Here is a 21,286-nt window from a genome sequence, read left to right on the forward strand (position 1 = left end):
AAGATGTGCTAAAGGATTTTATCAACCTTTAAAATAAGGCCTATGGTTCTCTTTGAGTTTCTGTTATGCACCCTTAGTGCCTCACGCAGAGACTCCTCGTCTTCCGTAAGAATGGAATTTAAAATTGCCTCATGCTCTTTCACGCCGGCAATATCTCTATCCTTTGACTGCTTGCGGAAGATAAAATTCGAATATAAGAAGGGGTTGATGTAATGAAATACATCAACAATTTTCTTGTTTCCTGAGCATTTCATAAGAAGTTCATGAAACTTGTAATCATAATCGTAATTTTGGAGATAGACGTCAACAGGAGAATCTGAAGTCAAGGAACTGACGCTTTGCATATGTTCCTCAACATTTCTTTTGAATTCTTCTTTCATCATCTCGTTATAGCTTACCGTTGTTATGATTTCTTTTGTAAAGCATAAATCCAGCATTAGACGCAGATCAAAAATCTCCGCAATTTCTTCTGCTTCAACAGATTTAAGCTTCATGCCCTGGCGAGGATAATTTTCTATAATCTTTTCAGATATCAAGCGGTTTAAAGCCAGCTTGATAGGTGTCAGACTTGCACCGTATCTTTCAGAAAGCTCTTTAATATTAATTTTCTGACCAGGAATCAATATGCCCTGAGTGATATCCTTGCGTATATTGTCATAAATAATGTCGACTAAAGTCGTTTTGGTATTCTTCGTCATTGCGGTTACTCCCATTTCTTGTAAATCTATTCTGATATCATTCAGACATAAAATCAGAGGATCTGTCAATATAAAAAACGAAATATTTTCATATTTGAATTTATTATACATGCTATTTTAATAATTGTGAAGAATAAAAAATTTTATTACTCAAAAAATAAATTTTTATCAATCTAAAATAAAATTTTATTTTCTTGACATTAAATTTTATTGCTCATATAATAGGGTTAATTCTTGTAAATCTAAACATCTTGCGTATGCCTACTCCAAAAGATACGCAGGAAAAAGACCGTATCTAACCGTATCTTGATGAAATCCAAAGAATCCCCAAAAGAACAAAAAAATAATGAGACAAAACGACAAATAAAAAGGGAGAGCAGCTACAATGAAAGCGATGGTTTATACAGAACCGAACAAAGTCGAAATCAGAGACATCCCCGAACCAACTCTAAAAGAAGGCAGCGTGAAACTTAAAATAAAGTATTGCGGTGTCTGCGGCTCGGATATCAGCATCTTTCACGGAAAGCACCCAAGGGCAAAGGCACCTCTTGTATTAGGGCATGAGTTCCTGGGAGAAGTTGCTGTGGATGGGAAAAAGTTTAAAAAAGGAGACAGAGTCGTTGCATATCCGCTTTTGTCATGCGGAGATTGCCTGCCCTGCAGAACCGGCAGCGCTCATGTATGCAATACCTTGGGACTGATCGGTATTGATGTGCAAGGTGCCATCAGCGAATATGCCTACGTGGATGAGGATGTACTGTTTCGCGTACCGGAGGGAGTCTCAGATAAAGCGGCTGCTGTCATCGAACCCCTTGCAGTAATCGTAAGAGCGATCCACCAAAGTAATTTTAAGGCTCTTGACACCGCAGCAGTAATCGGAGCAGGCCCGATTGGTATGATTACCGGAATGATGCTGAAGCACATGGGTGCATCTAAAGTTTTTATCTCTGATATCGATGAGAAGAGACTTGAAAAAGCAAGAGAATTTGGTATGGTTGCCGTCAATGCAAAATCCGAGAGCCTGAATGACGCTGTCAAATCTGCTACAGAAGGCGAAGGTGCAGATGTCTTGTTTGAATGCAGCGGAGCAGAAGTTTCTGTCATGCAGATGACTGATATTACTAAGGTTGGAGGAACCATTTGTCTGGTATCAATTCCAAAAACCCCGCTGAAAATAAACTTAAGAGATATTAACTTCAAAGAACAGCATCTCGTGGGTACACGAGTGTATACAAAGGAAGAATTCCGCCAGGCGGTAGAGTACTCCGCAGTTATTAATGAAGATCTTGAGAAGATTGTATCTCACATCATTCCATTAAAAGACAGTGAAAACGTCTTTGATATGATTGCAAATCCAGAATTTGGAACAGTTAAGGTTCTTGTAGACTGTACTGATGTTTAATGGTTTTATGGTACAGTTACAGCGAAGAGTATGACAGAAAAATGCGAAGGTGGAACCGATGTACATATTAGTTCTGGAATCCAGTACAACATCTGCAAAAGCAATGTTGTATGATGTAAAAAATCATGAATATACAGTAAAAGCTCAGGCTTATACCAGCCAGTATGAGGATCTTACCGTTCATAACGCTGAGCAGGTTTTTCAGGAGACCATCGCTTTGGGTCGGATGCTTTGTCAGAATAAGAAAATTGCACTGATTGCCTTAAGCGGAACGTGGCATAGCTTGCTTCTTTGTGATGAGGATATGAAACCACAAACCCCTGTTTATTTATGGTCCTATACAGGCGCAGCAAAGCTGTGCAAAGAATTGCGGAAGGACAAGGCATACACAAAGGAATTTTATCAAAAAACCGGGTGCATGGTGAATGCGATCTATCCCGCCTTTAAACTGAAATTACTGAAAGAGAAGGGACACTCTCTGGATCACTGCTTCATAGAAGGGCAGGGAACCTATAATCTGTTCCGATTGACCGGAGAACGTGTTACTATGGATAGTATGGCTTCAGGAACAGGTCTTCTGAACATTCATACAAAGCAATATGATCAGGACATTCTTCTTGATTTGGGAATCAAAGAATCTCAGCTTAGCAGATTGGTTTCCTATAAAGAAACGGTTCCTTTGTCAGAAGAGGGAGCTCAGATGCTGGGTGTTGATCCGGGAATTCCGGTGATGCCAACAGGTCCTGACGGAGGATTGAACCAGATAGGTGCAGGTGCAATCGGAGATGGTGTGATGACATTTTCAGTTGGTACAAGCGGAGCCATTCGACTATCGGCACCAAGGCCAATCATTCCCGACGTACCGAGTACCTGGTGTTACCTTTCCCCAAAGGGCTGGCTCAGCGGAGCAGCTACATCAGGCAGCTGCAATTGCATCGATTGGTTTAAAAATAAGATGTTCCCTTTCGGAACAACATATGATGAGATTGAAAAAGGGTTCAGCGGCGCAGGAAGTACACCGGTATTTCTTCCGTTTTTATACGGAGAACGCTGTCCCGGATGGCAGGATGATAGAAATGCAGGATTCTTTGATGTTAGGCCAAGTCACTCGGTCAATGATTTTTACCTTGGTGTCATGGAAGGCGTATTGTTCAACCTGTATCAATGCTATGAGATCCTCACAAAGTTGAACGGAATTCCTCGGAAGATAAAGCTCTCAGGGGGGATTCTTCATTCCGCATACTGGACACAGATGTGTGCGGATATCTTTGGAACGGACATGGTAATTGATCAAACAGAGCATAGCTCGTTATTGGGCGGCGCAGCCCTTGGTCTTGAGCTCTTAGGTCAGGTCAAAGATGCATCCGAGTTTATGAATGAAAACACGAAGGTCATTCATTATAACCCTGGAAAAGTAGACTTTTTTTCTAAAAAATATAGACGTTACAAATATTGGTATGATCAAACGAATCCAGATATAAAATATTAAGACCTGAAGGAATTAGTATTTTTATATAAAATAATGTTTAATTTTAGGGAGGAAAATCATGTTGAATCACAAAAGAATGCTGGCCTTGGCCGTGGCATTATTAATGGCAATGGCGATGTTCACAGGATGCGGCGGCTCAGATGCTTCGAAGGAAGCAGGCGGATCCGAGGAGCAAGCAGTAGCGCTTACTTTTGCAAATGTTACTTCACAATCTGCAAAAGATGCGGGGCAAAAATTTAAGGAAGTTGTTGAGGCTGAGTCCAATGGGACAATAACCGTTAATCTGTTTCCGGACAACCAGTTGGGCGATGATCGCGTAGCCATTGAGACCACCCAGTTCGGTGACATTGATATCGCTGTCAGCTCAACCAGCCCTCTGGCCAATATGTATGCAGACTTTTATCTCTTCGATGCGCCATATATCTTCTTAAGCAATGAGGAGGCATACCAGAATCTTGACGGTGAGGTTGGAAAGAAGGTTCTCGACGGAATGGAGGCTATCGGAATAAAGGGGCTTTGCTTCTGGGAAAACGGCTTCCGTAACTTCACGAACAATACCGTTGCGGTCTCAAAGCCCGCGGATGTTAAGAGCATGAAAGTACGTACCATGGAAAATGAAGTTCATATCGCTGCGTGGAAAGCGTTTGGCGCTAATCCAACCCCAATGGCGTTTACGGAACTATTCACCGCACTGCAGCAAGGTACTGTCGATGCGGAAGAAAATCCGTTAGGAATTATCGATGCCAATAAATTCGCTGAAGTTCAGAAATATGTTTCCATGACTCAGCATGTTTACACACCATATGTGGTTTGCATGAACCTTGAAAAATATAATTCCTTATCAGACGCTCAGAAAGCTGCCATCGACAAAGCGGCAGCAGCGTCAACGGAATACCAGCGGGAGGTTTCACAGAACCTGGAAAAAGAAATCATTTCGAAGATTGAAGGACAAGGGGTTACCGTTGTTCAGCTGACCGATGCTGAAAAAGCGGAGTGGCAATCAATTGTTACGGATGCCAAAGTTTATGATCTCGTTAAAGAGAAGATGGATCACCCGGAATATGTTGATACAATCCTGAACCAGTAATCCATAAGCAAATCTGAATTTTCTATGATGCTATAGAAAAGCAGATATCTGAAATTTGGATTTCAACCGTATGTACCCTTGGTTGAAATCCAAATTTATATTTGACTCTGAGGAAAGGATGAGAGTAGTTGAAGATTCTAAAAGCTCTTGACGAAAAACTTGAACTTACAATCTGTATTCTGTTGATGTCACTCATGACCATCATTATATTCATACAGGTTATCATGAGATATGTCATGGCAAACTCTTTGGTATGGTCTGAAGAACTTGCCAGGTATTTATTCATATGGCTCATTTATATGGGAATCAGCTATGGAGCAAAAATAATGAAGCACATCAAGATTGAGGCTGCGTTAGGCATGTTCCCAAAAAAAATCAGACCTCTGGTGGTGATTCTGGGGGATGTTCTCTTTTTAGGCTTTTCAATATTCATTGCCTATACAGCATTCACTGTGGTTCAAAAACAGCTGGTTCTTGGACAGACTTCTCCGGCAATGCAAATGCCAATGTGGGTCATTTATGCAGCTCCAATGGTAGGATTTTCACTCACCGCAATACGGCAAATTCAAACGATTTTGTTTCGAGTGAAAGAAATGAACAGCGGAGGTGAACTTGATGGTTAGTGCAGCTTTATTTCTTGGACTTATCGTTTTTCTTATCTTAAATGTGCCGGTAGGCATCGCCATTGGAATGTCCTCTCTGGCGGCCATCATCGTCGGCAATAAATTATCCTTGGCATATGTGGCACAAACCTTGGTTACAAGCACCGATTCCTTCCCCATTATGGCCATTCCGCTGTTTATTCTGGCAGGCGAGCTGATGGGTGCAGGCGGCGTATCGAAAAGAATTCTCGACGTCTGCAACGTTTTCTTCGGGAGAGTCACAGGAGGACTTGCTATTGTAACGGTTGTTGTGTGCATGTTCTTTGCTGCAGTATCGGGCTCTGGACCGGCGACAGTAGCAGCTGTCGGATCTATGGTTGTCCCGGCTATGCTTCAGAAGGGATACAGCAAACGGTTTGTGCTTGCGTTAATTGCTTGTGCGGGAAGCATCGGTGTTATCATTCCGCCAAGTATTCCAATGGTTATCTTTGGCGTATCCACAGGAACCTCGATTAGCGGCTTATTCATGGCAGGCTTTCTCCCGGGTATCTTAATCGGTATCGCCTTGATAATCTGGTGCTATTACTACTGCAAGAAACAAGGCTGGAAGGGTGATGACGAAAAATTCACCTGGGGCAGGGCAGGAAGAGCCGTATGGGATGCAAAGTGGGCCCTGATCAACCCCTTTATCATCTTGGGAGGCATCTACGGGGGGATTTTCACTCCTACAGAAGCCGCTTCCGTTGCTGCGGTTTACGCGTTTGTCTGCGGAGTCTTTATTCATAAGGAATTAAAATTCAATGGTTTGATCAGCACCATCGGAAATGCCTGCTCCACTACGGGAACCACCATGGTGATTCTAGGCTGTGCTTCTGCATTTACAAAAATCCTGACCATTGAACAAATCCCGGCGATGATAACGAATGCAATCATCAGCTCAACGGACAGTGCAATTCTTATCTTGCTGTTAATCAATATTTTGCTTTTGATTGTTGGCTGCTTTATGGACACAACGCCTGCAATCATGGTGTTAGCACCAATTCTTATGCCTGTAGCAGCATCCATCGGTGTTCATCCGATCCACTTTGGTATTATCATGGTTGTAAATCTGGCCATCGGCTTTATTACACCACCCCTTGGAATCAATCTGTTTGTTTCAGCCAGAGTCGGGGGCGAGCCCCTGGAAACGGTCACAAAGGGAATTATCCCCTTTATTATCGTCATGATTCTATGCCTGCTGCTGATTACCTTTATCCCTCAGATTTCCATGCTCCTGCCAAAGGTGTTTATGGGCTTGTCCTAAATGGAATTATCAAAGGAGTTATCAAACATGAACATGAATACCTTATTACATAAAATCGCGGAAATGAAGATTGTACCGGTGATCAAGATTGATGCTGCTGCAGATGCAGCACCTCTTGCAAAAGCGTTGATTGCCGGAGGGCTGCCCCTCGCTGAAGTTACCTTTCGAACGGCGGCAGCAGAAGAAGCGATTCGAGAGATGAAGAAGTTCCCGGAAATGCTGGTCGGCGCGGGAACCATCACAAGCGTTGAGCAAGCGAAAGCAGCCTGTGAGGCAGGTGCAGAGTTTTTGGTTACTGCCGGGTTTAATCGGGCGGTGACTGAGTTTGCAGTAGAGAATAATGTACCCATTTTTCCCGGTGTCTGCACACCGACGGAAATGATGCTTTTATTGGAATATAACCTTCCGGTAGCAAAATTCTTCCCTGCAGAGCAATACGGTGGTCTGGCTACCATTAAGGCCCTTTCCGCACCGTTCCCCGGCATAAAATTTATGCCCACAGGCGGAATCAATGAGAAAAATATACTGGATTATTTAGCAGCGCCTCAGATTGTTGCCTGCGGCGGGAGCTGGATGGTCAAGGAAGCTCTCATTAACAACCATCAATTTGGTGAAATAGAGCGTTTGGCAGCAGAGGCTGTTCAGCTGGTGAAGTAGGCTCCAGGATCTGCTGTATAACAGGAGCAATAGGGGTATTAAAACCATGTTTGATATTGCGATGTATGGCCTTGGCGTTATGGGGAGCAGCCTGGCGAAGAACCTTATCGATAAAGGGTTTCGCGCAGCACTCTTCAGCAAGGATCCTAAAGAATCAATGCGTTTTTCTCATAATGCACATGAGAGTTGGAGGGTTTTCTCAACGGAGAAAACGCTTGCAGCCTCTCTGGTCCGGCCGAGAGTGATCTTTCTGATGATTACAGCGGGAGAGCCGGTAGATCGTGTCATTGATAGCCTGCTCCCTTACCTGGAAAGCGGTGATATGATACTGGATGGTGGAAACTCACACTACAAAGATACCACCAGAAGAGTTCATCAGCTCAAGGAAAGGAACATTGGATATCTGGGCATTGGCGTTTCCGGCGGGGAAAAGGGTGCTCTTATGGGACCGAGTATGATGGCCGGCGGCAGCCTTGAGGGCTGGGAAGCAAGCAGATCCATCCTGCAGAAAATAGCGGCGCACCATAAGAACCAGCCTTGCTGCAGCTTTGTCGGACCGGAAGGTGCAGGACATTACGTAAAGATGGTTCACAATGGCATAGAGTACGGGATTCTACAATTGATTGCCGACATCTATTTCATCATGAAAAGAGGTCTTGCACTCGATCATGATGAGATAGAAACTACCTTTTCTGAGTGGCAATCGGGACGACTGAACTCCTATCTCATTGAAATTACAGTCCTTGTACTGAGGAAACGGGATGAAGACGGAACCCCTCTGGTGGATAAAATATTAGATGTAGCAAAGCAGAAGGGAACCGGAAACTGGACTGCCATTGAAGCTATTGAGCGGGGCGTATATGCGCCGACGCTTTGTGAGGCCGTCTTTTCCAGGCACTTTTCCGCAAATCAAAGGATCAGGACAGAGGGAAATCAAAAGCTTACCGATTCAGGGATGCCAATGAAGCTGAAGCAGTATAAAACGCAATTAGAAGGAGCACTGCTTGCAGGCATTATTTGCAGCTATGCTCAAGGTCTTGAATTGATCCAAAAAGCATCTGACGAGAATCACTGGCGCATCGATTTAAGTGAAACCGCTGCCTTGTGGAGAGAAGGCTGCATTATACGAAGCCCGCTGCTGGAAACTATTATGGAAGCATTACAAGAGGAGGTCAGTAATCTTCTTATTTCTGAAAAGTTTTCATTTATTACTTCGCTGGAGCCTACCTGGCGTGAGGTTGTGATACAAGCGCAGCGTGCGGCGTTATCTGTGCCTACGCTAGTATCGACCCTTTGCTATTATGATCGCATTCGTGGGGGCAAGATGCCTGCAAACCTTGTACAAGCATTAAGGGACTGCTTCGGTGCCCATACCTATGAACGGACCGACAGAGAAGGACCGTTTCACACAAACTGGGAGCAGAACGGGAACCGGGAATAGAGCAGCGTGATAAGAGGAGTTTAACAGGAGGAGTACCCATGGGTAAATATAAAGTATTAGTCACCGCAAGATCGTTTGGATCAGCAGACGGAGACGCGGTTAAATTACTGGAAGAAAATAATTGTAATGTGATAAAGCTATCCGCTGAAAGCGGTCCGATCTCGGAACAGCTGAAACTGGAACTGCCTGGTGCAGATGCGGTGATTGCAGGACTGGAGCATTATGAAAGAGAACTGCTTGCAGGGGCTGCGAAGCTCAAGGTGATCTCCAGATACGGTGTGGGGTATGACAAGATTGATTTAGATGCAGCAGCGGAGGGCAATATCACCGTAACGGTTACCCCTGGCGCAAATGGAGATTCTGTTGCGGATATGGCTGTTGCACTAATGCTAAGTGCGGCCAGAAATATTTCTTTCATGGATCAATGCATCAAAGAAAAGGATCAGAAAAGGCCAATCGGCGTTGAAATGTGGGACAAAACCCTTGGTGTGATTGGTGCGGGCAGAATCGGCCAAGGGGTAGCCAGAAGGTGCCGCGGCTTCAATATGAAAATTCTTTGCTACGATACGTATCGGGATGAGTCGTTTCAAAAGGAGTGCAATGCTGAATATACAAATTTTGAAACAATCCTAAAAGAAGCAGATTTCATAACGATCCACGCACCCCTCAACGATGAGACAGAGAATATGTTTGGAGCTGAACAGTTTAAGAAAATGAAAAACCGTGCGGTGATTGTGAATACGGCAAGAGGCGGCATTATAGATGAAGTGGCCCTTTACGAAGCGCTGAAAAACGGAGAAATCGGTGCGGCAGGTCTTGATGCTACGCTGGAGGAACCACCTTATACCAGCATGCTTTTGACGCTGCCAAACTGCACATTAACACCACATGCCGGGGCAGCGACCTACGAAGCCAGCAGTAAAATGAGCTTGCTGGCAGCGCAGAACGTGATTGACGTGTTAAAAACGGGAAGCTGTCAATTTACAGTAAGCAAATAAAACGGAACGATACAAATAATTCTCCTTTATACATTATAAAAATGAAATCCCATCTGTCATAAGAAAACGAATCACAGGATTTGGATTTTCAAAAAAAGTATTAACGCATTGTCTGTGACACATACTAAATTGAAAACAGTATCAGTTGCAGACAGCATTGTTTATCTGCAAGCGGCGTTATGTAAAAGGAGAGATCGTGCTATGATATGTATGAAAAATGTATTGCCGTCCACTACCCATCGTGTGGCAACATACACCAATCCTGAAATGAATGAATCAATTCGCAGAAGCACACTGGAAACCTTGTCTGAATTAGAAGATGCAGGGGAAGCCGAAATCACAAAACGAATTCAGAAATTGGATTCGGAATGGGATGTAGAACGCGTTGTAGAAGCCAAAGCGGCCATGTGTGTAGTAGGCTGCTCCTTATTTGGCATTGCTAAGAATAAATACTGGTCTTTTCTTACACTGATTGCAGGAACCTTTCTGCTCCAGCATGCGTTGCTGGGCTGGTGTCCATCCGCTCCGGTCGTAAGAAAAATGGGAGTGCGTACTGCAGAGGAAATCAACCAGGAAAAAATGGCGTTAAAGTTGATGCGGAAGGATTTTGCACATGTGAAACACAATGATGCGGAAAGTGTACTCGGCGCAGTGGAGAAATAGCTGAATCGTTGCCGATAAAGACATGATTCATAAAAAACAGTATCAGATGTTGATTGGAAGAGTAGAACAAGTAGAAAACTAAAAAGCCGTTTGTTTTAGAAATTATGCTAAAACAAACGGCTTTTCTGTTGGGCTTAGAATATTTCCGGCTTTGCAGGCAAAAATACCCTTAAAAGACGGGAGGAAATATTATGAAAGCAATTGTTTATGATGGGATGAAAAATGTTAATGTCAAGACGGTAAAGGACCCTGAACTCGTACAGGATGATGATATTATCGTAAAAGTCACCTCTACAGCTATCTGCGGGTCGGACCTGCATCTTTATAACGGACGGATTCCCAATCTGCCCCACGGCTTTATCCTTGGACATGAGACCATGGGTATTGTAGAAGAGGCTGGAAAAGGCGTAAGTAAAGTGAAAAAAGGAGATCGGGTGATCGTTCCGTTTCCAGTGGCTTGTGGGCACTGCTGGTATTGTGAGCACGGACTCTGGAGCCAATGCGATAACTCTAATGAACACGGAGAAGCGGGAGGTTTACTAGGCTATAGTGATACCTACGGCGGATATGACGGAGGGCAGGCGGAATATTTGCGCGTTCCTTATGCAAATGTGGGTCCATCGCTGGTTCCGCCGGATCTTACCGATGAACAGGTATTATTCCTTACGGACATCTTACCCACTTCTTACTGGGGTGTTGAAATCGGAGGGGTAAAGCAGGACGATACTGTCATTGTTCTGGGATGCGGACCTGTTGGACTTTTGACAATTAAATGGGCGCTTTTCAAAGGAGCAAAAAGGGTAATCGCGGTAGACTGGGTGGGGTACAGGTTGAAGCATGCGTTGACCTATCCAGGTGTAGAGGTAGTAAATCTGGAGGATCATGATAATACAGGAGAGTATCTCAAGGAGATTACAAGGGGAGGGGCAGACGTGGTTATTGATTGTGTCGGACTTGATGGAAAAATGACTGTGATAGAGCGGGCAGAAACCTTGCTGAAGCTTCAGGGTGGATCAAAATCAGCAATAGAGATTGCCACTCAGGCCGTAAGGAAAGGCGGTACCGTTTCCATGGTAGGCGTTTACGGAGGCCGATACAACAACTTCCCCCTAGGCGATTTCTTTGCGAGAAATATTACCCTGAAAATGGGACAATGTCCAGCGCACACCTATGTGGATCCAATCCTTAAACTCATTGAAGCGGGGAAATTTGATGCTACCGATATCATTACCCACAAGCTTTCTCTGGACGAGGGCGCTCATGCCTACGATGTCTTTAATAAGAAGGAAGATAACTGCATAAAGGTCATTTTGAGACCCTAGCGTATCACGATAGGAAAGAAAGAACGAAATCAAAAGAGCAAGATTAATTGGAAGAAAGATAAAGGAGAGAATCTATGAAAAAAAAGGAAACGATGGATGGAAACCAGGCTGCCGCATATGCAGCGTATGCTATGACTGAGGTAGCGTCCATATTCCCAATTACGCCGTCTACGGCAATGGCAGAAGGCGTTGATGAATGGTCTGCCTCTGGCAAGAAGAATATTTTCGATCAGCCTGTAAAAGTGGTAGAGATGCAATCAGAGGCAGGCGCTGTAGCGGCAATGAGAGGAGCCCTCCAGTCAGGCGCTTTGGCTTCTACGTATACGGCTTCACAGGGTCTTTTGATGATGATTCCGGGACTCTATAAAATGGCAGGTGAGCTGCTTCCTGGTGTCATTCACGTCACCGCAAGAGCACTTGCAACCCATGCTCTGTCCATTTATGGTGACCATCAGGACGTTATGGCATGCAGGCAGACCGGTATGAGCCTCCTTGCCTCCGCAAATGTACAGGAGGTTATGGATCTGGGTATTATCTCGCACCTGGCAGCCATTAAGTCCCGTGTACCTTTTCTTCACTTCTTCGATGGATTCAGAACCTCCCACGAGTACCAGAAAATAGAGGTGATTCCCTATGATGAGATCAGCAAACTCGTTGATTTTGATGCAGTGAAAGCCTTTCGGGAACGATCCTTGAATCCTCAGCGTCCGGTGGCAAGAGGGACAACTCAAAATCCGGATATTTACTTTCAGCAAAGGGAAAGCGCAAACCCATTCTTTGATGCAGTTCCCGATATTGTACAGGAATATATGGATCATTTGGCCAAGCTAACCGGCAGAAACTACAAGCTCTTTGACTATTACGGGGCAGAGGATGCGGAGCATGTTATTGTTGCTATGGGTTCGGTCTGCGATACCATACACGAAACCGTGGACTATCTTATGGGGAAGGGAGAAAAAGTAGGGGTAATAAAAGTTCGTTTGTATCGTCCTTTCGCTCAAAGCTACTTTCTTAATGCTCTGCCGAAAACCGTCAAACGGATTGCCGTACTGGACAGAACAAAGGAGCCGGGAGCTCCGGCAGAACCCCTCTATCTTGATGTGGTAAAGGCTCTCAAAAGCAACCATTCCTACATCAGAACCTTTGAAAGTGGTGATAACGAGTATGATCATTTTGAAAAGATCATGACCGTGGGCGGAAGATACGGCTTATCCTCAAAGGATACGACACCTTCCCAGATGCTGGCTGTATTTCGCAATTTGAAACAGGATAAACCAAAGGATGGCTTTACCGTTGGAATTGTGGATGATGTTACCAATACCTCCCTACCGGAAGAAGCGCTGGTCAATACTGTGCCTGCAGGCACAAAAAGCTGTAAAATATACGGCCTTGGCTCCGATGGAACCGTGGGTGCAAACAAAGCGGCTGCGAAGATTATCGGTGACAATACAGACCTTCTGGTTCAGGCATATTTTTCCTACGACAGCAAAAAATCAGGAGGAACAACCGTTTCGCACCTCAGGTTTGGCAAGCTGCCGATACGGTCTCCATATCTTGTGAATAACGCCGATTATATTGCCTGCCATAATCAGTCCTTTGTCTATCAATACGACCTTTTAAAGGGCTTAAAACAGGGTGGAACCTTTGTGCTCAACTGCACCTGGAAAGCAAAGGAATTGGAGGAGAAGCTCCCGGCTAATATCAAACGATATCTGGCAGAACATCAGATCCGTTTCTATACGATCGACGCACTTGCCATTGCATCCGAGCTGGGCCTTGGAAACCGAATTAATATGGTGATGCAGGCGGTGTTCTTTCAGCTGGCAGACATTATTCCGGTGGAGGAAGCTCTTGGATTTTTGAAAAAATCCATTGAGAAGATGTATGGCCGGAAAGGGAAAGAAATTGTGACGAAGAATACCGACGCAGTGGATCACGCCATTGAAGCGCTTCACCAGATTCAGGTGCCGGCGGACTGGAAGGATGCAAAGAAGGAGGTCCAGAAGGAACGAGATATTCCTGAGTTTGTCAGCAGGATTCAACGGCCAATGGCTAGACATGAGGGAGACGAACTACCTGTCAGTGCCTTTCAGGGAATGGAGGATGGAACCTATCCACTGGGAACAACAGCCTATGAAAAGAGAGGCATTGCACCAAATGTACCGGAATGGCAGATTGACAAATGCATCCAATGCGGTCGCTGCGTCTATATTTGTCCCCATGCAACAATAAGGGCATTTCTGCTCAACGAAGAAGAAATGGAAAATAAACCGGAGACTTTCAAAACAAAAGAGGCTTCCGGCAAGGGACTGGAGCACCTTGGATACCGCATCCAAGTCTCTCCACTGGACTGCACAGGCTGCGGAAACTGTGCGGATATCTGCCCTGCAAAGGGGAAAGCGTTAATTATGAAACCGGCGGATCAGGAGATCAAGATGGAGTCAGACAATTGGGATTTTGCTGTAACCATCACAGAGAAAAGCACGATTGTCAATCCGAATACCATATTGGGATGCCAGTTTATAAAGCCGCTGCTTGAGTTCAACGGAGCTTGTCCAGGCTGCGGAGAAACACCGTATATCCGTCTTCTGACACAGCTTTTCGGAAGAAGAATGCTCGTCTCCAACGCAACAGGCTGTTCCTCTATTTGGGGCGCATATGCGCCCTCCATTGCATATACTACCGATAAGGATGGACGAGGACCGGCATGGATCAATCCACTATTTGAAGATGCTGCGGAATTTGGTTATGGGCTGGCCCTTGGATCGTGGCAGATCAGAGAAAAACTTGCAGCTCTCATGGAACAAGCCTGCTCCATGGACATTACGGTTTATTTGAAAGAGCGCTTCCAGGGTTGGATCAAGCACATGTATGACGGCGAGGGATCAGAGCAGGCAGCAATGGAGATTTTGGCCTGCGAGCATGAGATGGAGAACAATTCCGTATTGACAGAAATTTTGAAACTGCGAGATTACCTCGTAAAACCTTCGGTATGGTCCATCGGCGGTGACGGCTGGTCCTATGATATCGGATACGGAGGACTGGATCACGTCATTGCTTCAGGCGATGACATCAATCTCTTTGTTATGGATACAGAGATTTATTCCAACACCGGCGGACAGGCCTCAAAGTCTACCCAGACAGGAGCAGTGGCAAAGCTGGCTGCGGGAGGCAAGAGTACCAGAAAGAAAGATCTTGGTCTAATGGCAATGACGTATGGAAATGTATACGTGGCCCAGATTGCCATGGGTGCGGATATGAATCAGACTATGAAAGCAATTCTTGAAGCAGAGCGCTATCAGGGACCCTCGCTGATCATTGCCTATTCTCCCTGCGTGAGCCATGGCATAAAATCCGGAATGGGTACCAGTATTATGGAAGAAAAGCGTGCCGTGGAAAGTGGCTACTGGCAGCTTTACCGCTTTAACCCAGATCTGCGCAAGGAAGGAAAGAACCCCTTTGTTTTGGATTCCAAACCGCCGACACAGGATTATAAAGAATTCCTCCAGGGAGAAATTCGATATGCGCAGCTAAGCAATACCTTCCCGGAAAGAGCGCAGGAATTGTTTGAATTAAGCAAGGACTATGCGTATAATAGGAACAGAATCAAAACGCTGCTGGCAGAGAAGGAAATCTTCTAAATGAAAAATGAATAAAGTTTGGTTTATAATTTAAACAGCATCAGCAACTTGTAAGAAGAGGGCGCTCTCCATGATTTGCAATCATTTCGAGATGCCCTCTTTAATATTCCATATTCTGGAGACATGCCCAGTTCTACTGAGCATACACTCAATGTAACAATTTACTTAAAATGTTGTCTAAAATTTATCGACAAAATAATACTAATTATGACACAAAATTTATAATTATGCAATTAAATTATAAGAATATACTGTTAATATACTCTAAAATTGGACAAGTGAATAAAGCTCATCTTTCTGATCCTGATTAACACCGATATAACGGAGGGTAATACTTTGAGAACTATGGTTGAAAGTGTCCATAATCAGACCAATATTATACTTAGACATTTTATAAGTCCAATAACCCCATGTTTTTCTCAGACTATGAGTCCCGAAATTTTCAACTCCGATCAAATCGGCTGCATCTTTTAGAACACGGTATGCCTGAATTCTGCCGATATAGTTGCCCTTTTTGCTTGGAAACAAGTAATCTTCGCCATCCAATCCATTTTCCAAAACATAGGACAGCAGCTTATTTCTCAAGGCTGCATTCAGTTTGATCTTCTTTTCTTTTTTTGTTTTCTTTTCTTTCAGAACAAGATATTCGTAAAAAACTCCCTTTCGATGAAAGATATCCTTAACCTTGAGCGGCAGAATATCGCTGATTCGGAGTCCTGTATTGAGCCCAAATTTGAAAATCAACCCATACTTCGGATCTCTTCCGTTCAAATATTGGTACATTTGTTTGATTTTTACTTTATCACGAATTGGTTCTACAGTCATTTTATTATCTCCTTCTGCGATTACACTTGGATTTATTTGATCAATTTTATGATGATTTGATTTATTAAAATGGCTTAGAAAACAATACATTAGAATTTAAGTCAAATCAATCATCTTTTGAATGTTGGAAACATTTACCTTGAATTTTAAAGCTCTTGGGCTTCCAAAGAATGTAACATTTTAAGTAAATTGTTACATTCTCAAAAAACTACACAAATGAGGAAGGTGAAAAGAGTATGACCCAAGTAACAGAAAGCATCGAAATCATGGAAGATACTCAAAAAAACCGGTTCCTAACATTCGCTGTCGGAAAAGAAATTTACGGGATTGAAATCATGCATGTAACCGAAATTATCGGCATTCAGAGCATAACCGCGGTGCCGGAACTACCGGATTACCTGAAAGGGATTATCAATTTGAGGGGAAAAATCATTCCGGTCATGGATGTTAGACTGCGTTTTAAAAAAGAACCCAAAAAGTATGACGATCGAACCTGTGTAATCGTCATCGATGTAGAAAGCAGCCCCATCGGTCTGATTGTCGACAATGTAGCGGAAGTTCTGACCATACCGGAAACAGATATTGTAGAGCCGCCCAAACTGAACAACGGCTTTAGCAGCAGTAACTTTGTCAACCGGATTGGAAAAACAGGAAATGAAGTAAAACTGCTGTTGGATTGCAGAAAATTACTTTCTGAAAAAGAGTCAGCAGAGTTGAACGAATTACCTCACCTAATGCATCACTAGATGAACTAAAAATTGAAGCAACTATCTTATCAGGAGGATTCACATGAAATTTACAATCAAAGCAAGACTCTTTCTAGGCTTCGGCATTATAACAATTATTTTAGCAGGAATGGGATTCTTTTCCCTGAATGCACTAAGTCAGTTCAACAAGGAGACCTTAAATATCGGCGAAAATTATTTGCCAAGTGTGGATGTTGCCCATACGCTGAATTCAACCGTTGCAAACTTCAGAATCGCAGAACTGCGCCATGTCATTGCAATTTCACCGGATGAAATGCAAGAAATGGAGGAACGGATAAGCACACTGGACAGTACAATGAAGGAAAATATTACGGCATATGAGGCGCTAATCAGCTCCGATGCGGGAAGAGATTTAATTAACAACATTCGTGCAGAGTGGCAGATTTACACAAATATAAGCAACCAGATTACTACGTTAAGCAGTAGCGGAAATAGTGATGAAGCCATGACTCTGGTTCGGGGTGACTCCAAAGCAGAGTATGATAAAATTACACAGATGACACAGGATTTAGTTTCTGTAAATAGGCAGGGAGCAGAACAGTCGGTAGATAACGCGGCACAAGTGTACAGCAGTACCAGAATGATTCTCCTTATTGTTATTGCCATTGCAGTTTTCATTTGTATTGGAGCAGCCTTCCTGATCACACGCAGCATTGTGAAGCCGATCAATCGTCTGATTACTGTAGCTGATGCAATGGCAGAGGGTGATGTTAACGTAAGTGTTGAGACAAACTTGAAGGATGAGATTGGACAGCTCATGGCATCCTTTGACCGGATGATCAGCAGTATCAGGGAGCAAGCGCTGGCGGCAGAACGAATGGCGGCCGGAGATCTGACCATTGATATCAAGGTACGTTCTGACCGGGATTTGCTTGGAAAGAAGCTGGCAGAAATGGTGGATAAGAATAATGAAGTGCTCTCCAACATTGCAGTAGCTTCAGAGCAGGTGGCAGCCGGATCAAAGCAGGTATCGGATTCAAGCATTGCACTTTCTCAGGGTGCTACCGAGCAGGCCAGCTCGGTAGAACAGCTAACTGCATCCCTGGAGGAGATTTCCTCTCAGACAAAGATGAATGCGCAGAATGCAAACCAGGCCAACGATCTGGCGGAGACTGCCAAATCCAATGCAGTGCAGGGAAATCAGCAGATGGGAGATATGCTCAGGGCGATGGAGGATATCAACGAAGCATCTGCTAATATCTCAAATATTATAAAGGTAATAGACGATATTGCATTCCAGACCAATATTCTTGCACTGAACGCAGCGGTGGAAGCGGCGAGAGCCGGCCAGCACGGAAAAGGCTTTGCTGTTGTAGCAGAAGAAGTGAGAAATCTGGCAGCCCGCTCTGCTGACGCTGCAAAGGAGACGACTTCTATGATTTCAAGCTCCATCAAAAAATCGGAGGACGGAACCAAGATTGCGAGAGATACTGCAGGTGCCCTCAATAAGATTGTTGACGACATTGACAAGGTTGCGACGTTGATTAAGGAAATCGCGGTAGCATCTAATGAACAGGCCACCGGAATCGGACAGGTGAATCAGGGAATCATGCTTGTCTCGCAGGTTGTTCAGACCAACTCGGCAACTTCAGAGGAAAGTGCCGCAGCCAGTGAAGAATTGTCCAGCCAGGCATCCTTCCTGAGGGAAATGGTCGGTAAATTTAACCTGAAAAAGAGAAGCAGCGGTTACAGCAGGCTGGCTTCTGTTGATCCGGAAGTATTGAAGATGATTGAAAGTATGTCCGAAAGGAAAACCGGAGAAGCCCAGGGCGAAGAGGCTCCGGCAGCGGTGCAAAAGGAAAAGACTATTTCCCTGAGCGATTTCGAATTTGGTAAGTACTAGGCGAGGATTAAGAACGTAACAGCCACAATAACTTTTAATACTGTTTTCAAATTATCTGAATTTGTTAGCAGTATCAAACGATAACTGAAAAGATGTGTTTGATATAAACTGGCTGAGGGGAGGCTTTTCCTCTCTCTCAGCCCCCTAAAGGCGAGTGAAACAATGATCTCCATAACGAAAAAAGAATTTCAGCAGCTGGCAGCATTTATCAAGAAGAATTATGGAATTCATCTAAAGGAAGAAAAGGAGGCACTGGTTACAGGACGCCTTCAAAATGTCCTTGTCCAAAACAATTTTAGCAGCTTTTCTGAGTATTATGATTATATCGTCTCGGATCGAAGCGGCGATGCGGCTGTGACACTTATTGATAAGATTACGACGAACCATACCTTCTTTATGAGGGAGGCAGATCATTTTCTGTATTTAAAGAACCATGTCCTGCCCTATTTAAAATATACCGTGTATGACAAGGATCTACGCATCTGGAGCGCTGGCTGCTCCAGCGGGGAGGAGCCATATACTCTGGCTATGTTGGTAGATGAATTTTTCGGAAAGGAGAAAATGTGGTGGGATGCAAAAATCCTAGCCACTGATATCTCCAATGAAGTGCTCGATATCGCAAAAGCAGCAGTTTACAACACAGACAGAATCTCAGTACTGCCACCTGAATGGCGGCTGAACTATTTTAAGAAAATAGATTCTGAAAACAGCATCGTTACAGAACGAGTTCGAGATGAAGTGATTTTCAGAAAGTTCAACCTTATGGAGCGGAACTTTCCATTCAAGAGAAAGTTTCATACTATTTTCTGCAGAAATGTAATGATCTATTTTGATTCTGAGACCAAAAAAGATTTGGTCAATAAATTTTACGACATGACGGAACCGGGCGGATATTTGTTTATAGGACACTCTGAGTCCCTAAACCGGGAGGAATCCAGATATAAATATATCATGCCTGCGGTTTACCGAAAGGAACTGCCCTGAAAAGCAGGATCATGACGCAATTAACTAACAGCATATATGGCTTACGCAAATACAAATCCGAACCCAACCCTTACGGGGACTGCGTTCGGATTTGTATTTACTGTCGCTTCCTATAAAAAAACTTCCTTGTTTCCAAGAGGGAAGTACCACTCCGAAATCAAGGAAGCCTGATGAACTTGTACTATAACAGATGTGTGACGGCCGCTTTCATCAATCAAATGAATGCTAAGCCTGATTTTTTACCAGAAACTCATAATGTTTCTTTAAACTCTGATAGCTTTCTTCACTGATATCATGCTCCATGCGACACGCGTCATCTAAAGCAGTTTCTTCCTTTACTCCTAGCAGCATCAAAAGCTGAGCTACTGTTTTATGGCGCTCATAAATTCGGGTAGCGATTTCATATCCGTCATCTTTTAACGTAATATATCCTTCTTCATCAACTTCGATATAACCGTTTTCTCTGAGCTTCTTCATAGCCACACTGATGCTGGGCTTCGTAAAACCCATCTCATTGGCGATATCGATGGAACGGACTTGTCCCATACGTTCTTTGAGCATCAGGATTGTTTCAAGGTAGTTTTCCCCTGATTCATGCATCTCCATTTTATCACCCCCGATTTCATTTTATCGTCATGCTTCTATAATAAAGGAAGCTTTGAGTTTTTTCAAGATAAGTTTATTTTAATTAGTTAGAGTACCCGCAATAGGCAGAACGGTGCTCCGTTGACAATAATTGTTAACGATGGTAAGATAAAAATGGGTTAGATGAAGCTAACTCGAGGCACTTAGAAACTTTTCACTTAATTATTAGAAAGCAGCGAAGAGCGGTTGGGAGAGGGGTGTTTTGAATGGAACGAAAAGATGTTATTTTTAAGCGATATCAGAAGGGGGCAGGGTTGTATGATCGCCTTCTATCAACAGATAGCCTATGGTCTACTCTGGCCTGCAAGCTGGTATGGGGGTTTTCTGATACGGTATATGCAAATCGGCTTTTAAAGTGGATCCCGGATGACTTCAACGGCAGTCTGCTGGATGTTCCGGTGGGAACTGCGCTGTTTACCACTCCGAAATACAAGGAATTAAAGGGTGCACAAATTACGTGTCTCGATTATTCACCGGAAATGATGACTGCTGCGGAAAGGAAGTTTGCGGATGCAGGTATTGAAAATATTCAATGTCTCAGGGGCGATGTGGGAGACCTTCCTTTTGAAGAAGCATCCTTTGATATTGTATTGTCCATGAACGGGTTTCACGCGTTTCCAGATAAGGATGCGGCGTTTCAAGAGATCAAAAGAGTGATAAAACCGGGAGGCTGCTTCATTGGATGCTTTTATATAAAAGGAGAGAATCGGAGAACCGACTGGTTTATCAATCACCTCTATGTTCCAAAAGGATACTTCACGCCTCCCTTTATGACAAAAATAGAGTTGGAGGATAAGTTGAATAACCACTACCGTCATGTCGAGATCTGGAATACTGGGTCTATCGTCTGTTTCCGCGGAGTAAACCCATCTAGGGAAATTCCCTCTGGGAAGGTTCCCTCTGGGAAGGTTCCTTGAGA

The 21,286-nt window shown here is 43.9% G+C and carries 18 protein-coding genes; 15 read left to right on the forward strand and 3 right to left on the reverse strand.

Going from position 1 to position 21,286, the window contains the following annotated elements; translation table 11 throughout:
- Positions 1 to 8: 8 nt before the first annotated feature.
- Complete coding sequence (locus FRZ06_16710) at positions 9 to 713, reverse strand: GntR family transcriptional regulator (GenBank protein ID QOX64872.1); 705 nt, start codon at positions 711 to 713, stop codon at positions 9 to 11.
- Positions 714 to 1,083: 370 nt separating this feature from the next.
- On the opposite strand from FRZ06_16710, the gene FRZ06_16715 reads away from it, so the two are divergent.
- The 11 genes from FRZ06_16715 to nifJ all read left to right on the forward strand — a co-directional run bounded on the left by FRZ06_16715 (position 1,084) and on the right by nifJ (position 15,303).
- Positions 1,084 to 2,100, forward strand: a complete 1,017-nt coding sequence (locus FRZ06_16715) for a zinc-binding dehydrogenase (protein QOX64873.1) — start codon at positions 1,084 to 1,086, stop codon at positions 2,098 to 2,100.
- A 58-nt stretch (positions 2,101 to 2,158) separates the two neighbouring features.
- Positions 2,159 to 3,589 (forward strand): hypothetical protein, encoded by a 1,431-nt coding sequence (locus FRZ06_16720; protein QOX64874.1) that lies wholly within the window; start codon positions 2,159 to 2,161, stop codon positions 3,587 to 3,589.
- A gap of 61 nt (positions 3,590 to 3,650) precedes the next feature.
- Complete coding sequence (locus FRZ06_16725; GenBank protein QOX65982.1) at positions 3,651 to 4,676, forward strand: DctP family TRAP transporter solute-binding subunit; 1,026 nt, start codon at positions 3,651 to 3,653, stop codon at positions 4,674 to 4,676.
- A 185-nt stretch (positions 4,677 to 4,861) separates the two neighbouring features.
- On the forward strand, positions 4,862 to 5,299 hold the full coding sequence (locus FRZ06_16730) for a TRAP transporter small permease (protein ID QOX65983.1): 438 nt from the start codon (positions 4,862 to 4,864) through the stop codon (positions 5,297 to 5,299).
- Positions 5,292 to 6,581 (forward strand): TRAP transporter large permease, encoded by a 1,290-nt coding sequence (locus FRZ06_16735; protein QOX64875.1) that lies wholly within the window; start codon positions 5,292 to 5,294, stop codon positions 6,579 to 6,581. Before FRZ06_16730 ends, FRZ06_16735 begins: the two co-directional genes overlap by 8 nt.
- A 33-nt stretch (positions 6,582 to 6,614) precedes the next feature.
- Entirely contained in the window at positions 6,615 to 7,238 is a 624-nt protein-coding gene (eda, locus tag FRZ06_16740) for a bifunctional 4-hydroxy-2-oxoglutarate aldolase/2-dehydro-3-deoxy-phosphogluconate aldolase (GenBank protein ID QOX65984.1), read from the forward strand.
- A gap of 46 nt (positions 7,239 to 7,284) precedes the next feature.
- Positions 7,285 to 8,679, forward strand: coding sequence for an NADP-dependent phosphogluconate dehydrogenase (gene gndA, locus FRZ06_16745; protein QOX64876.1), 1,395 nt, complete (start codon positions 7,285 to 7,287; stop codon positions 8,677 to 8,679).
- Positions 8,680 to 8,717: 38 nt separating this feature from the next.
- Positions 8,718 to 9,677, forward strand: a complete 960-nt coding sequence (locus tag FRZ06_16750; protein QOX64877.1) for a phosphoglycerate dehydrogenase — start codon at positions 8,718 to 8,720, stop codon at positions 9,675 to 9,677.
- A 210-nt stretch (positions 9,678 to 9,887) separates the two neighbouring features.
- Positions 9,888 to 10,340, forward strand: coding sequence for a DUF2892 domain-containing protein (locus FRZ06_16755; protein QOX65985.1), 453 nt, complete (start codon positions 9,888 to 9,890; stop codon positions 10,338 to 10,340).
- Positions 10,341 to 10,531: 191 nt separating this feature from the next.
- Positions 10,532 to 11,662: a glutathione-dependent formaldehyde dehydrogenase gene (locus FRZ06_16760; GenBank protein ID QOX64878.1), complete on the forward strand. Its 1,131-nt coding sequence runs from the start codon at positions 10,532 to 10,534 to the stop codon at positions 11,660 to 11,662.
- A 74-nt stretch (positions 11,663 to 11,736) separates the two neighbouring features.
- Positions 11,737 to 15,303 (forward strand): pyruvate:ferredoxin (flavodoxin) oxidoreductase, encoded by a 3,567-nt coding sequence (gene nifJ / locus FRZ06_16765; protein QOX64879.1) that lies wholly within the window; start codon positions 11,737 to 11,739, stop codon positions 15,301 to 15,303.
- Between the two features lie 264 nt (positions 15,304 to 15,567).
- On the opposite strand, the gene FRZ06_16770 is transcribed toward nifJ, so the two are convergent.
- Entirely contained in the window at positions 15,568 to 16,128 is a 561-nt protein-coding gene (locus FRZ06_16770) for a tyrosine-type recombinase/integrase (protein ID QOX64880.1), read from the reverse strand.
- 236 nt (positions 16,129 to 16,364) lie between these two features.
- On the opposite strand from FRZ06_16770, the gene FRZ06_16775 reads away from it, so the two are divergent.
- The 3 genes from FRZ06_16775 to FRZ06_16785 all read left to right on the forward strand — a co-directional run bounded on the left by FRZ06_16775 (position 16,365) and on the right by FRZ06_16785 (position 19,722).
- The gene (locus FRZ06_16775; GenBank protein QOX64881.1) at positions 16,365 to 16,874 is read left to right on the forward strand and encodes a purine-binding chemotaxis protein CheW; all 510 of its coding nucleotides are present in this window, start codon (positions 16,365 to 16,367) and stop codon (positions 16,872 to 16,874) included.
- Between the two features lie 43 nt (positions 16,875 to 16,917).
- A complete protein-coding gene (locus tag FRZ06_16780) occupies positions 16,918 to 18,738 on the forward strand; it encodes a HAMP domain-containing protein (protein ID QOX64882.1) in 1,821 nt (606 codons plus the stop codon).
- 162 nt (positions 18,739 to 18,900) lie between these two features.
- A complete protein-coding gene (locus FRZ06_16785; protein ID QOX64883.1) occupies positions 18,901 to 19,722 on the forward strand; it encodes a protein-glutamate O-methyltransferase CheR in 822 nt (273 codons plus the stop codon).
- A gap of 225 nt (positions 19,723 to 19,947) precedes the next feature.
- Here the strand turns inward: FRZ06_16785 and FRZ06_16790 are convergent, their stop codons facing one another.
- Positions 19,948 to 20,328, reverse strand: coding sequence for a metal-dependent transcriptional regulator (locus FRZ06_16790; protein QOX64884.1), 381 nt, complete (start codon positions 20,326 to 20,328; stop codon positions 19,948 to 19,950).
- Positions 20,329 to 20,573: 245 nt separating this feature from the next.
- Between FRZ06_16790 and FRZ06_16795 the strand changes: the two genes are divergently transcribed.
- Positions 20,574 to 21,284: a class I SAM-dependent methyltransferase gene (locus FRZ06_16795; GenBank protein QOX64885.1), complete on the forward strand. Its 711-nt coding sequence runs from the start codon at positions 20,574 to 20,576 to the stop codon at positions 21,282 to 21,284.
- The last annotated feature ends 2 nt before the right edge of the window (positions 21,285 to 21,286 follow it).

It is taken from the genome of Clostridiales bacterium (assembly GCA_015243575.1).
GTDB classification, from domain to species: domain Bacteria; phylum Bacillota; class Clostridia; order Peptostreptococcales; family Anaerovoracaceae; genus Anoxybacterium; species Anoxybacterium hadale.

Bases quoted from the DNA above. Each gene is read 5' to 3' on its own strand.
- FRZ06_16710 (QOX64872.1), bottom strand. From the start codon at position 713: ATGGGAGTAACCGCAATGACGAAGAATACCAAAACGACTTTAGTCGAC.
- nifJ (QOX64879.1), top strand. From the start codon at position 11,737: ATGAAAAAAAAGGAAACGATGGATGGAAACCAGGCTGCCGCATATGCA.
- FRZ06_16720 (QOX64874.1), top strand. From the start codon at position 2,159: ATGTACATATTAGTTCTGGAATCCAGTACAACATCTGCAAAAGCAATG.
- FRZ06_16780 (QOX64882.1), top strand. From the start codon at position 16,918: ATGAAATTTACAATCAAAGCAAGACTCTTTCTAGGCTTCGGCATTATA.
- FRZ06_16770 (QOX64880.1), bottom strand. From the start codon at position 16,128: ATGACTGTAGAACCAATTCGTGATAAAGTAAAAATCAAACAAATGTAC.
- FRZ06_16760 (QOX64878.1), top strand. From the start codon at position 10,532: ATGAAAGCAATTGTTTATGATGGGATGAAAAATGTTAATGTCAAGACG.
- FRZ06_16785 (QOX64883.1), top strand. From the start codon at position 18,901: ATGATCTCCATAACGAAAAAAGAATTTCAGCAGCTGGCAGCATTTATC.
- FRZ06_16715 (QOX64873.1), top strand. From the start codon at position 1,084: ATGAAAGCGATGGTTTATACAGAACCGAACAAAGTCGAAATCAGAGAC.
- FRZ06_16730 (QOX65983.1), top strand. From the start codon at position 4,862: ATGTCACTCATGACCATCATTATATTCATACAGGTTATCATGAGATAT.
- FRZ06_16775 (QOX64881.1), top strand. From the start codon at position 16,365: ATGACCCAAGTAACAGAAAGCATCGAAATCATGGAAGATACTCAAAAA.
- FRZ06_16755 (QOX65985.1), top strand. From the start codon at position 9,888: ATGAAAAATGTATTGCCGTCCACTACCCATCGTGTGGCAACATACACC.
- FRZ06_16790 (QOX64884.1), bottom strand. From the start codon at position 20,328: ATGGAGATGCATGAATCAGGGGAAAACTACCTTGAAACAATCCTGATG.
- FRZ06_16795 (QOX64885.1), top strand. From the start codon at position 20,574: ATGGAACGAAAAGATGTTATTTTTAAGCGATATCAGAAGGGGGCAGGG.
- FRZ06_16750 (QOX64877.1), top strand. From the start codon at position 8,718: ATGGGTAAATATAAAGTATTAGTCACCGCAAGATCGTTTGGATCAGCA.
- FRZ06_16735 (QOX64875.1), top strand. From the start codon at position 5,292: ATGGTTAGTGCAGCTTTATTTCTTGGACTTATCGTTTTTCTTATCTTA.
- gndA (QOX64876.1), top strand. From the start codon at position 7,285: ATGTTTGATATTGCGATGTATGGCCTTGGCGTTATGGGGAGCAGCCTG.
- eda (QOX65984.1), top strand. From the start codon at position 6,615: ATGAATACCTTATTACATAAAATCGCGGAAATGAAGATTGTACCGGTG.